Below are 13,511 nucleotides of genomic sequence, written 5' to 3' on the forward strand. Positions count from 1 at the left end.
AACATTTCGCTACGTTTGTTTCACCAGGTTTTCTGCCGTGCGGAAAGCCAAGGCAAGAATCGTCAACACCGGGTTAACGCCCCCATTGGTCACGTGTACGGAGCCGTCGCTTACCCAGAGATTATCGTATCCATGTACGCGACCAGAGGGATCGGTGACTGATGTCAAAGGGTCGTCACCCATGCGCAGTGTTCCCGCCTGATGCTGCCCAGCACTAAGCCCTCCACCTGGTCGGGTTCGCCAAACCCGACGTGCTCCGGCAGCCCAGAGCCAAGTCTCCGCTTGCTCTGCTAACATGGCCGCGGCTCGAAGAGACTCGGGATGGACACTTCCTGAGAGTTGAGCAACGGGCATTCCGAAGCGGTCTTTGACCGTTGGCGAGAGCCGAACTCTTGCCTCAGCGGTCGGGATCTCTTGGATCGGTCCCTGAACATGACTAGTGCGCAGGTAACTCTCGCGCATCGTTTCCTTGCCAGCGCTTCCCCAGCGCGCCGCATCCGGCGCAAGCGCTCGATACCAGTGAAGGAGCGGCAGCCGGGTGAACTCGTTGGCAAGCATCCCGCCTCCGACAATCCCGCCCCCGTTACCATGGGCAAAGCGACAGGTGGCAATACTCACCCCTGGTCCAAGACCGTCTTGAACCGGCTCATCAAAGAGGGCGTAGGCACCCGCATAGACATGCCCCTGAAGGTTCCTTCCTACTTGACCGTTTCGATTACCTACCCCATTTGGTTCTGCATCGTTTGCCGAATTGAGGAGTAAGCGCGCACTTTCGATGGCTCCGGCTGCAACCACCACGTGTCCTGCTCGCACTTGCCGATGTTGGATCGAGCCCGCCAGCGTCTGCACAAGGTGAACCCCAGTAGCGTGCCTTCCTGCCTCGGTGTCGATGCGCTCCACCGTGGTATCGCAAATCAGGTCGCAGTTACCGGTAGCGATGGCCCTCAATAACATCGTATTGTGGCCGCCATTCTTGCTATTGGTCGGGCAGGCAAATCCGACACACTGGCCGCACCGTCCACAGGCCGGTCGACCGTCACGTTCGACTGAGTTGATGAGGAGAGGAACCGGTCCCGCGTCCCATCCCAAATTCGCTGCTGCCCGAGCCAAGCGTTCTGCTTCCAGCGTCCTTGGCAGTGCTGGCATTGGAAAAGGAAGTCGTTGCCTCCCGCGTCCAGGGTGGGCATCACCGTCACCAGAGACACCGACTTCCCACTCCGCCCGCTCGTAATAAGGTTCGAGTTCATCATAGTTAATCGGCCAATCGCTGAGCGAACTCCCGTCCGGAATCCCATAGCGAGTCGCCATACGAAAGTCATCCGGATGAAATCGCCATGCCTGTGCCCCGTAGACCCGTGTGCCGCCGCCCAACGTCATCGCATTATTATGATAGTCGCCTTCAAAGGGTGCTGTAATCCGTTCGTCCCCGTTGGCTAAAAGAATCGTGCGAGGATTACCTTCGAGCCCTGGCCCTGTGTTGTGACCGTATTTGCTAAAACGATGATTGCGCACATGATCGCTGCCTATCTGGCTGTATTGAAGCGAGCTTCCACGCTCGACGACGAGAACACGAAGTCCCGATTCCGCCAATACCGCCGCCGCTACCGAGCCCCCTGCACCAGACCCCACGACGATAACATCATACTGGTCTCGGAGCTGATCGAAGGTCCGTTGTGATAGATCGGTTTCTGGGACCGGTGCATGGATTTCCGAGACGGGCCCCCGACGAAATCCAATCATGTCCCATGACTTACCTTCGCGATTCCCACCAGACTCAGGACTTCCATAGTAACCTTCGATAACCAAGCTCAATAGGGTGGTAAAGAAGCGTTTAGGCGAGACGGGCCAGTCCCGTACATGATCACGCTCAAGGTCATGTAACAATGCGTCTTGCTCGTTAGCCAGCAGTTCCGAAAATGGTCGACGATGGAGATTGATGGCTTCTGCGTCCAGGGCGCGAAGCCCGGGTTCAATCAAATCCATCCAGGTAGCGGCATCCTCGCCGGCGCGACGTTCCAGGTATACCAGGACTCCCCCATTGGTTGCCGATGGCCACGTATCTTCCGGAATCATCCGGTCGGCGACGGCCTCCAAGATAGGGCGCACCTCGCTTGAATCATACAACGGATCGCCCGGTTTCATCTACGTTCACCACCTAATGTTATTCGGCTTCCCTCATAATTACTCATCTTCATAAACTTTTTCTCCTTTATCCGTCGGATCATCTCAATCAATCCGATGAACAGTTTTGATTGCTTACATCCCCCTTACCTACTCTGCTGCAAGCGGTTTCAAGGGTTCTAACATTAGTCTAACACGGCCTTAGGCTTCCCGCTAGACATTTGGTCAGCAGAGAATGCCATTCTCAGCGGGTATTCGCTTTTTTATAAATACTTGTACATGTCATAACATTAACAGTATAAAGTATTAGTGTGCTGAAGTTGAAGGGATGCACTTATTATGCGCAAGCGAGCCTAGCGGATTAGTGGAAGAATACCTACTGTTGTTTCCTTTGTAAAGGATATAAATAATAACGAGGGTATAATGAATGTAAATTTTGGTAGCGCATACATTCCCAATCAAATTGGCATTTTTGCATATCATAGTGCCTTTTTTATATACGGGGATCGGTGATATTATGAAAGCGTAAACAAATTAAACGGATTGAAAGGGGTACAAAAATGAAAAAGTGGATTGCGATGCTTTGTGTGTGCGTATTGTTTGTTATCTCAGCCTGCAGCGGTACAACACCTGCCACGCCGGCAGCACCGGCTGCTAAACCGACTGAGCCAGCTCCCGCAGCTAAAGCTGTAGAAAAAAAGAAGCTATCGTTTTGGTATATTGACACAGGGAAACGGAAGGAGCTTATTGAAGCAACCGTCCAGAAATTTATGAAGGATCATCCTGACGTGGAAGTGGAAGCGGTTCAAATTCCTAACGATCCTTATAAAACAAAGCTGTCTGTAGCCATGGGCGGCGGAAATCCACCAGATATATTTCACTCCTGGGGCGGCGGCTGGCTAAAGCAATTTGCAAGCGCTAATCAAGTATTGGATTTAACCGGTAAAATCAACAGCGATGCGTTTTTGCCCGCCGGTTTGGATGTGGCTACCTTTGATAAGAAAGTATATGGTGCACCGCTTGCCATGTCCGTAGTTCCTTTCTATTACAATAAAGAAATTTTCGCCAAATACAATCTACAACCGCCACAAACCTATGATGACCTGCTCGTTATCGTGGATAGCCTGAAGAAGGAAAATATTGTTCCAATTGCCCTTGCCAACCAAACCAAATGGCCTGCGGCCTTCTACCTGATGTATTTTGCCAACCGCTTGGGTGGGTCGGAAATTTTCAATGAAGCCTTCGAAAGAAAGGGACGTACTTTTGAGGATGAAACTTATGTGAAGGCCGGAGAAATGATTCAGGATTTGGTTAAACGCGGTGCTTTCAATCCTGGCTTTAATGGTATTCAATACGATACCGGAAATTCCCGCCAGTTATTGTATACGGGTAAGGCCGCAATGGAAATGCAAACGTCTTCTTACATTAACAACATTCGTGCGGAATCACCTGATTTCGAGAAGAAAGTAGGCATGTTCCCCTTCCCTGTAATTACTGGAGGAAAAGGAAAAATTACCGATCTTGTAGGAGGCGTATCTCCAGTATTCTCTGTAGCAGCCAAGAGTAAATATCCTGCCGAAGCTATTGAGTTGGTAAAAGCTTTGACTTCCAAGGAGCTTGCCCAACAAATGGCTGATCAGGCAAGCACCATCTCGGCAGTTAAAGGAGTTACTTACTCCGATCCATTCGCCAAGGAATTAAATGATATGTTGAGCAAAGCAACCTCCATGCAGACCTTCTACGATCAAACCTTGCCTGCCGAGTTAGCCGAGCTTCACAAAGATACAACGCAAAATCTTTTCGGCAATTCCATGACACCGGCTGCAGCAGCTAAAGAAATGGAAGCCAAAGCTAAAGAAGTCTTGAAGAAATAAATGGGATGATGGTCTAACAAACACGGGGGAGGAGTACCTCCCCTTCTAAGTAGGACACCAGAAGAGAAAGGAGCCTCCAATGAACAATAGTAATCCTTTAGTGACTAGTAAGCCCACGGGGGACAGCGTTACTTCGGCTGTATCCATCCGCCGGAACAATAAAATTCGAACCAACCTGTTTTTGCTAAGGTTTATCGGTCCGACGTTGTTTATTTATTTGGTCTATGTCATTTATCCGATCTTTGCCACCTTTTATTACAGCTTGTTTAAATGGAACGGCATTCAAGCTGAAAAAACATTTATTGCCTTAACTAATTACGGTACCTTGCTAGCCGATAAAGTTTTTTGGATGACGATTTCTAACAATATGCTGCTGGTAATCGCTTCAGTGGTAACACAAATTCCGCTTGGACTGATCATGGCGCTTATTTTATTCGCCCCGCTCAAAGGAATGCGTGTATTTCGTACCGTCTACTTCCTGCCATTGCTGATGTCTACCGTAGCAGTCGGCATTTTGTGGTCATTCATCTATGATCCGATGTTCGGTATTGTCAACAAGCTGCTGGAGGTTATCGGGCTTAGCTCGTGGCAGAGTGGCTGGCTTGGGGATCCGAAAACTGCTTTTATTGCAGTTATCATTACGATCTGCTGGCAATATACACCTTTTTATATGATTTTATTTCGTGCAGCCATCTCAGGAATTCCTGATGAGATTTACGAAGCTGCGGAAATCGATGGATGCAGCGGCTGGAAAAAGTTTTGGGCTATTACCCTTCCCTTGATTAAACCGACTATTATCACATCCTCGGTGTTATCGGTAATTGGTTCGCTAAAATATTTTGATTTAATTTTTGTCATGACCGCGGGTGGACCTTCCAGCAGCACGGAGCTTATGGCGACTTATATGTATAAGCAAGCCTTTTCCAAATTCAATATGGGTTATGCCAGTTCCATTTCATTTACGATGTTCGCTATCGCATTTGTAGTCGCACTGATCATCCTAGCGGCCGACCGATCCCGCGCAAAAACAGCCTAGTAATGGCGGATAACTTGGAATATAGAAGGGGATGATCGCAATGCTTTCCATGATAAAGCGTGCAGGGCTTTATCTTATTGCCATAGTTTTACTGGTCTTTACCGGATATCCATTTATTTATATGATTGCTACCTCGTTGAAAACGCAGGAATATTTTTTCCAGAATCCCTCTTCCTTATGGAACAGCTTTGTACTTGAAAACTACGGGCTAGTTTTTAAACTCGGGATAGACCGTTATTTTCTGAACAGTCTTATGATTTCCATAGTTACTGTTGCTGCTGTCATTCTGTTAGCTGCCATGGTCAGCTTTCCGTTAGCTCGTATGCAATTCAAGCTCAACCGTCCCATTTATTATTTATTTCTTGCCGGAATGATGATCCCGGTGCATACTACACTGATCCCGGTTTATATACTTACGAAGGAAATCGGATTGTATGATTCACTATGGGCGCTAGTGGGGCCTTATATCGCCTTTAGCCTGCCGATCTCTATCATCATATTGGCACAGTTTATCCAGGAAATTCCCCGAGAGCTGGATGAAGCGGCCATTATGGACGGAACAACCCCGTCCCAATTATTTTGGAAAATCATTCTTCCGTTGCTGTCTCCGGCCTTGGCAACGATCGGAATTTATAATTTTATTCATGTATGGAATGAGTTCGTATTTGGCTTGGTTCTTATAACAACGCCAGCCAAGATGACGCTTCCGCTTGGACTTCGCGCCTTTTATGGTGAATTTTCGGTTAATATCCCAGGAATAATGGCGGCACTAACGCTCGGATCCTTGCCGCTGCTGATCGCTTATTTTGTTGCTCAGGAAAAGGTAGTCAAAGGTTTATCCGCTGGAGCTGTAAAGGGCTGACTCTACGGGAATCCTATCCAATTTATATAAGTTGCATGCAGACCATATGCCTATAGTGTAATATAGGATATGGTTCTTTTTTTTTTGCTAAGGGTTAAAGGATGTGGTTGGCATGTACAGGATAATAGCTGCTCTCCAATTGAACAGGACTCGGGTACAAATTCTAATTGGTTTCCTACTGGTTATGGTTGTAGTGCTTTCCGTTGCAGGCGGACTGGTTTATCGCTCCATATCGGATCTGTTGATTCGCAATGCGGAATCTTATGTTGGGGAAACGGCGAAACAAGCGAGCGCCCGGCTCGATGCGGTTATTGCACAGGTCGATTCCATCAGCCTGCAGCTGGTAACGGATGCCCGCATCCAGCAATTATTATATAAAGCCAAAACGGGAGAAGCTCTTTCGATCGATCAGAAGCTGTCGGTCCGCCCGATTTTGAATAATTTAATGGCTTTATCCTGGTTGATTCAAGGCATTGAGCTTTATGCAGGGGATGAGCCTTTATATCCGCTGGAAAATCAAAATATTTCGGAACGCATTGGTTTGGAAACCGCAACTTTCGCCAATATCAAAGAAGGCCAGCTTGTATGGGCGGAAACGCAGCGCAAAGAAAGTGGGCACCTTTTTGCAGTGAGACAGATCCGGTTGGAGGATGACTATTTGGGGAGGGGAGGCTACGCAGTCTTCCGGGTTACGGATTCGCTGCTTGATTTTTTCAATACTGAATTTCCTGCGGTCAAGGGAAGCACGATGCATTTGTTCGATCGGCATCATCAACTTGTTGCCTCCAGCTCTCCAACACTGCTAGCTTCGGTCAATTCAACATGGCTGACAAGCGAAAATTTGCAAGGGCCACATTCCATTATTCAAATAGAGGGCATCGATTATCTGAAAATTATTCGTCAATCGACGGAGACCAATTGGTCCATTCTCATGCTCGTTCCTCTGGACACGATAACCGAAGGGCTATTGGTCTTAAAGCAAGCTTTGCTATGGGCGCTTGTTGTTGGCGCCGTATTGTGCCTTTTGCTCCTGTGGATCCTGTCCAGCATAATAACGAAGCCGATCCGCAGGCTTAGAAATAAAATGCGTATTCCTGTTTTTGCCCTTCCGCAGCAAAACGATGAGGTTTATTTCAATTTTGAAATGAATGAGTTGAACATATCGTATAATAATCTGGTCAGAGAGCTGCATCAGCTTGTAAAAACGGTATACGAAAAGGAACGACTGAACAATCAGGCAGAAATAAAAATGCTGCAGGCGCAAATCCATCCACATTTTTTATTCAATACGCTGGAATCGTTATACTGGACATTGATAGAAAAACAAGAGGAAGAGGGCGCTCAAATCGTTATCGCCTTATCCAAGCTGTTTCGATATACCATTCAGGCTGGGGGCAGCGATGATTGGGTTAGTCTTAATGCCGAAATCGATCATTGCCAACGCTATATGGAAATAATGAAATACCGTATCGGCCCCCGGCTACATTGGCAGTTCGATATCAATCCTACTACCCATGATGTTAAGCTGCCTAAGCTGTTGATTCAACCACTCGTTGAAAACGCTATCCAACACGGTATTGAACCGAAGGTCGGAGCCTCCTCGTTGCTTGTTTCAATTCGGGACGTGGAAATGGACGGAAATTCTGTACTCAGTATTCAGGTAAAGGATGATGGAGTCGGCATGGATCAAGAAGCTTTGGCAACGCTGAAAAGGCGGTTGGAAGTTCATAATCAGCCAGATACCGCTTCTTCCTCCTCAGGAATGGGCCTGTTAAACGTACAGCGCCGCATCAAGCTTTATTATGGCGATGCCTATGGAATTCATATTGAAAGTAGTCCGGACCTGGGCACAATATTAGACCTTTATCTTCCTTATGGAGTTGAACGCAATGTCTAATCATTATCCTTGTATCCTTATAGCTGAGGACGAACTGCCTACCCGAAACGGCGTTTTAAAAGCACTGCAAGCCTGGTCACAAGGAAAAGTGAATTTGCAAACGGTGGAAAACGGCTTAGAGGCTTTTCAATACAGAAAACTGCATCCTGTCGATTTGCTGATTACGGATATTCGGATGCCTGGTTTAAATGGCATTCAGCTTCTCGAGAGGCTCAAGAAGGAGGGTCTGGAAACGACATCCATCCTGCTTACTGGCTATGCAGAGTTCGAGTATGCACGAAAAGCAATGGCACTCGGGGCCGTGAACTACATTCTCAAGCCTGTTGAGTACCAAAGTCTGATTTCAGCTGTAGAAGAAGCATTTGAAACCAGAAAGCTATGGAAAGGGGCTCACAGTGATTCTGCTCTTCCCATGCCTCAGGTGCTCAACGATTCGATCCGCAAAGCGCTGACCTATATTTCCTCCGAGCTGTCCAACACTTCTCTCGGTATCAAGGAAGTTGCTGAGTATATCCACTTGAATTCGAGCTATGTATCCGTACTTTTCAAAGAAGAAACCGGACAAACCTTCAGTGATTACCTCACCCGTCAGCGGCTTGCGAAAGCTAAACTGCTTCTGGTTGGGACGGATATGAAAATATACGAAATTGCTGAGCGTACGGGATTCAGTTCATCCAAATATTTCGTGAAAGTATTCCGTGAAGCGGAGGACTTAACTCCAAAGGAATTTCGCACTGAAAGCAAAAAAAATCATGTAGAAGAGCAGGAGCGACCATGATGAGAGCACGTAAGACTAAGTTATGGGCACTAGCCGTACTGCTGGTCTTATTGCTGCTGGCTATCATGAGCAAGGGCTGTTTTACATCTGCATCGCAGACACCTCAAGCTGAGCTTCCTGCTCTTACGGCGCCTGTTAAAATTACGTTTTGGAACCAAGAAACCAATGACCTGCGGCAGGAGGTTGTAAAAGAAAGCATTCAGACCTTCAATCAGACACATCCTCATATTCAGATTGTGCCTTATTTTTATGAAGGTGAAACCTATAAAGCCAAGCTTAGAGTGGCAGCAATTTCCGGAAAAATGCCGGATTTGTTTTATTATTGGACGGGGGATTCCTTTAAGTATATGGTGGACTCCCAGATTGTCGCTGATTTAACAGACCTAATGCAGGAAAAACCCGCGTATAAGAAGCAATTTTATCCAGAAGCGCTACAAAATTCGACTTATTATGAAAGGCTTTACGGGCTTCCTCACACTACCAGTCATGTCGTGTTTTGGTATAACAAGCGCTTATTTGCCCAATTCGGGATCACGCCTCCGGAAACATGGGATGAGCTGATACTCGCTGCCCAGACTCTGTTAAGCCATGGGATTTCACCGTTTAGCATCTCCGGTAAAGAAAGGTGGCCCCTGCTTAATTGGTACGCTTACCTCTCCAACAGGCTCGGTGGAACCTCTTCCTATGAGCATACAATTAAGGGAACGGGAGATTTTACCGACCCCAGCTTTATTGAAGCTGCCCTGCTATTTCGTGAATTGGTGAATAAAAAAATGTTTGTACCCGGTTTTATGGGGTTGGATAGAAAAATGGCGGATGCCCTGTTTTTGAAAGGCGAAGCGGCGATGTATTTGCAAGGCGATTGGGCTGCTGAAGAAATGCTGAGCAACACGGATATTGGTTATTTCCGCTTTCCAACCGTTCACGGTAAAGGTGATCGTACTGTTTATTACGGCGGTTCCAATGGCTGGGCGATTTCCAAATACAGTAATCAGCAGGCGGCCTTTGAGGTGCTCTCTTATATGCTGAGCATAGAGGAAAGAAAGAAGTTCGTAGAGGCCAGTGGCCAGCTTCCCACTCTTAAAGCCATACCGCTTTCGCCAAACCATATGAAGCCTTCGATTTACGAATATGTCAAATTTATCGAAAAGGATCCAAGCCGTTATTTTGGGTATTATGATCAGGAAATTGATCCCCGTAGGTCCCAATTATTATTGGATACCGTGGTAACTATGGCTAGTGCGCAGACGTTATCGAAAAAAGAAATAGAGGATCTATTGAAACAGATTCGATAATAACACCAATCATCGACCGGCTTCTCAAGGGAGCCGGAACGGGAAAAATCTGCCGACAGCAATGGATTGCAGCCTCCCCTTGTGCATCCAGCATGGGGCGAGTGACTGGCTTCTGCGAACACTATCTCTATCACATAATCGAGTTATTGGTCATCTAGTGAGGATAGGGTGTGAATTTATTGATTGATATAAACAGGCTTTCGTTTCGCAACAAGTTAAAAATCGCTTTTTTGGTTGTAACAATCCTGTCGATTCTTATAACCGGGGGATTTTCCTATGTCATCACGGCCAATATTTTGGAGAACAACGCCATGAAGCTGACTCAGGATACGGTGGAGAAATCGGCAGAAATCGTAGATGAGAAGCTGAACAAGCTGATGCTGGTCATGATGACGTTGATGATCAGCAATCCGTTTAAGGGTATGCTGAAGGACGTGGCGGCTGGGAACAACAGCCAATATTTTACGCATATGACGAATCTGGACAATGTGTTCTCCCAAGCACGGATGACAGAACCGCTCATTCATTCCATCTTTGTATCTACGCCGATGGGCGAGTTCTATCCACTATCCATGAACCGTAATCGCCAAAGCTCTTTTTTTGAATCGCCTTTATACGAACGTATTCTGCGTGAACAGAAAAATGTCTGGGTAGAGGGGCATGAGGACAAGTTGTTTTTGGGTAACAATCGTGTCGTTTCACTCATTCTGGAGCCGATATCGGAAGATTATGTGAAAGATGTATACATTGTGGTGAATATCCGGGAGGAGGGGCTGCGCAGGCTGGTAGGCTTAGAATCCAATGGAGGCTCCTCCCGCTTTCTATTGAATGGTGCTGCAGAACCAGTAGGTCTTGAAACGGATCCTTTGGTGAAGCAGGTGGTTAATAGCGGCCAAATGGAGGCATTCATTCAGAAAGGACCTAAAGGATATGCTTCTTACGAGCTGGGGAATGAAACCTACTTGCTTAATTATGCCCGTCTTGGCATCACGGATTGGACGATCATGTCCGTACAGTCCAAGGATCATGTGCTTCAGGATTTGATTTATGTAAAATGGATGATTGTGTTCATTACCATAGGTGCCTTTATAGTTACCGTATTGGTGTCAGGGGGGTTCACTCGTTATTTGCTGAAGCCGCTCCATGGGATACAGGAGGTTATGAAGCGAGTGGAAGGCAATGACCTCACGGCGCGCTTCGAAAGCCGGAATAAGGATGAGCTTGCACAGGTGGGCTTCCGATTTAACCGGACGCTGGAGCAGATCGTGGTACTGATCGAAGAGGTTAAGCTGGCTGAGACGAACAAGCGGGTCGCAGAGATCAAGGCATTATCCGCCCAGATGGACCCGCATTTTTTATATAATACACTTAATACGATTTATTGGAAGCTTAAGCTCAAGCAGGTGGATCAGTCGCAAAAAATGGTGGTATCCTTATCGCGGCTATTCCAACTGGGGCTGAACAAAGGGAATGAGATTACAACCCTGGATAAGGAGCTCCAGCATGTTCGGCAGTATCTTGAGCTTCAAACCTACTGTTACGAGCATCTATTCGAATATGATATCCAGGTGCGGCAGCCTTGGCTGTTGGGGCTTCCGATACCCCGGATTATGCTGCAGCCCTTGGTGGAGAACAGTATCCTCCATGGATTTAGCAGTATGGAAACCGGCGGACGTATAAGTATGGAGATAGATGGCGATACCGACATGGAGCAATGGACCATCCGGGTGCAGGACAATGGTGTTGGCATGGATGAAGCGACGGTTCGCTCCTTGCGTTGGCAAGAGCAGGGTCACGGCTATGCGATCAGTAATCTGGTCAGCCGTTTGCAGCTATACTACGGAGACAAGGCGGATATGACGATCGAAAGCGTGCTGGGTCAAGGGGTGATCGTCACCATATCTATACCCTTGAAAGGAGAGCATCCCGATGTACAACCATGAACAGATTACTTTATGCCTCATCGATGATATTAAGAGTGTGGTAGATGGATTAACCGCGATTGAATGGGCTGATGAGCACGGCATTACGCTCGTTGGTTCTTCAGCTAACGGAGAGGATGGACTTGAGTTAGTAAAGCGGGTTAAACCCGACCTGATTATTACGGATATCCGCATGCCCAAGATGGATGGACTTACGATGCTGCGAGCGATTCTAGAGCTGAACCATTCGTGCAAGGTCATTCTCATCAGCGGCTACACCGATTTTGAGTATGCCAAGCAGGCTGTTCAGCTAGGAGCTTTCGACTTTGTCGTCAAACCCTTTACGGAAGAGGATATTACAGAAGTGGTCTTGAAGGCTAAGCTGCAAATTATACAGGAAAGGTCAAAGCTTCTTAAAGTGCAAGATATGCAGATTAAGCTACGGGAGAGCATGCCCGTGCTCAGGCAGGAATATTTTGCTCTTCTGGTGAATCATCGAACGTCTTGGGAGAATGCTGCCAAGCGCTGGGAATTTTTGAAAGTAGATTTGGACCAGCAGGGTTTTGTGGTCTTGCTGTTGGAAATCGATGGTTTTCAAGAGAGCGTTGCTGATCTTTCTATCCACGATGTGGAGCTGATTCGATTTTCTTTGCAGAACATTACTGAGGAAACCATCCGTGAGCATACACGGTGTATGGTCTTTCGGGCTAAGGCGAATCGCTTCGTCGCCATTCTTAACGATTCTCTAACGAATGCCAATGCTATAGCGGAAAGCTGCTGTAGAAATATAGAGCAATTTACGAAATTTACGGTTTCCATAGGTGTTGGAGGAAGAGTGGAGCAGGTGAGCGAGCTTCCCGACTCTTATAGACAGGCCAACCAGGCATTAACGTACCATCTGTTCACGGAGGGTAACGGGGCTATTGGTTATGAGGAAATTCCGAAGACGGATCGACAGGCTCCTCTGGCGCTTGACCGTAAGGATGAGCTGCTGCTTGCGCTGCGCTCTGGCAATAGTGACCGCGCTACAAGTATATTAGCCGATATCTCGGATACGTTGCACCAGATGACACCCCGACCGAATCCGGATTATTTACTGAGTTTGTACCAAGAGCTGGCGGCTTCCACTATCCGTACTTTCTATGAGCTGGTGCCGTATTCAGACATTCAACCGTATGTCCAGTCGTTCAAGACCCTGGGAGGGACTTCGGGCGTGACCCTGTCGGGCTTGGAGCAGCAGTTATTAACACTGTGTCAAGAGGGGACTGAGCTTGTAAGGAAGAACACCTTATCCGAGGGACAGACGATTATCTACAAGTCGTTGGATTATTTGAAAAGCCATCTGGACAGGGAGGTGACGGTAGCTGAATGTGCGGCTCATGTACATCTGAGTAGCAGCTATTACTCCAGCTTGTTCAAGAAGGTAACAGGGATGACCTTGACCCAGTATGTGACAGCCGAGCGCATCCATAAGGCCAAAGCTATGCTGGTGGGAGGCGTACCTGTACAAGAGGTTGCATCAGCCGTAGGCTATGAAGAACGCCGTTATTTTAGTGATGTGTTCAAAAAAATGACTGGTATGACCCCATCTGAATTTCGGGCGAGCTACGATCCCGATGCTCCAAACACGTAAATCATCATATAATCGTATCCCTAAAGAGTGAATTGACCCCACTCTCTTTTTGGCATCCGCATTCTATAATAAAAGAGAAGTAAGACAATAGAC

At 47.3% G+C, this 13,511-nt stretch carries 9 protein-coding genes; 8 read left to right on the forward strand and 1 reads right to left on the reverse strand.

Annotated elements, in window-relative coordinates; all coding sequences use genetic code 11:
• Positions 1-9: 9 nt before the first annotated feature.
• A complete protein-coding gene (locus G9U52_RS17615; protein WP_166151956.1) occupies positions 10-2,142 on the reverse strand; it encodes a GMC family oxidoreductase in 2,133 nt (710 codons plus the stop codon).
• Positions 2,143-2,681: 539 nt separating this feature from the next.
• Between G9U52_RS17615 and G9U52_RS17620 the strand changes: the two genes are divergently transcribed.
• The 8 genes from G9U52_RS17620 to G9U52_RS17655 all read left to right on the forward strand — a co-directional run bounded on the left by G9U52_RS17620 (position 2,682) and on the right by G9U52_RS17655 (position 13,418).
• Positions 2,682-3,995 carry an extracellular solute-binding protein gene (locus tag G9U52_RS17620; RefSeq protein WP_166151957.1) on the forward strand — a complete coding sequence of 438 codons (1,314 nt, stop codon included), beginning with the start codon at positions 2,682-2,684 and terminating at the stop codon, positions 3,993-3,995.
• 79 nt (positions 3,996-4,074) lie between these two features.
• Entirely contained in the window at positions 4,075-5,031 is a 957-nt protein-coding gene (locus G9U52_RS17625) for a carbohydrate ABC transporter permease (protein WP_166151958.1), read from the forward strand.
• A 40-nt stretch (positions 5,032-5,071) separates the two neighbouring features.
• Complete coding sequence (locus G9U52_RS17630; protein WP_166151959.1) at positions 5,072-5,893, forward strand: carbohydrate ABC transporter permease; 822 nt, start codon at positions 5,072-5,074, stop codon at positions 5,891-5,893.
• Between the two features lie 112 nt (positions 5,894-6,005).
• Positions 6,006-7,790, forward strand: coding sequence for a cache domain-containing sensor histidine kinase (locus G9U52_RS17635; RefSeq protein WP_166151960.1), 1,785 nt, complete (start codon positions 6,006-6,008; stop codon positions 7,788-7,790).
• On the forward strand, positions 7,783-8,568 hold the full coding sequence (locus G9U52_RS17640) for a response regulator transcription factor (RefSeq protein ID WP_166151961.1): 786 nt from the start codon (positions 7,783-7,785) through the stop codon (positions 8,566-8,568). Before G9U52_RS17635 ends, G9U52_RS17640 begins: the two co-directional genes overlap by 8 nt.
• Positions 8,565-9,863 (forward strand): ABC transporter substrate-binding protein, encoded by a 1,299-nt coding sequence (locus G9U52_RS17645; protein ID WP_166151962.1) that lies wholly within the window; start codon positions 8,565-8,567, stop codon positions 9,861-9,863. The genes G9U52_RS17640 and G9U52_RS17645 overlap by 4 nt, the downstream gene beginning before the upstream one ends.
• 170 nt (positions 9,864-10,033) lie before the next feature.
• Complete coding sequence (locus G9U52_RS17650) at positions 10,034-11,806, forward strand: sensor histidine kinase (protein ID WP_311764886.1); 1,773 nt, start codon at positions 10,034-10,036, stop codon at positions 11,804-11,806.
• Positions 11,793-13,418 carry a response regulator gene (locus G9U52_RS17655; RefSeq protein ID WP_166151963.1) on the forward strand — a complete coding sequence of 542 codons (1,626 nt, stop codon included), beginning with the start codon at positions 11,793-11,795 and terminating at the stop codon, positions 13,416-13,418. The genes G9U52_RS17650 and G9U52_RS17655 overlap by 14 nt, the downstream gene beginning before the upstream one ends.
• Positions 13,419-13,511: the final 93 nt, after the last annotated feature.

The sequence above is a fragment of the Paenibacillus agricola genome, assembly GCF_011440305.1.
GTDB lineage: Bacteria > Bacillota > Bacilli > Paenibacillales > NBRC-103111 > Paenibacillus_S > Paenibacillus_S agricola.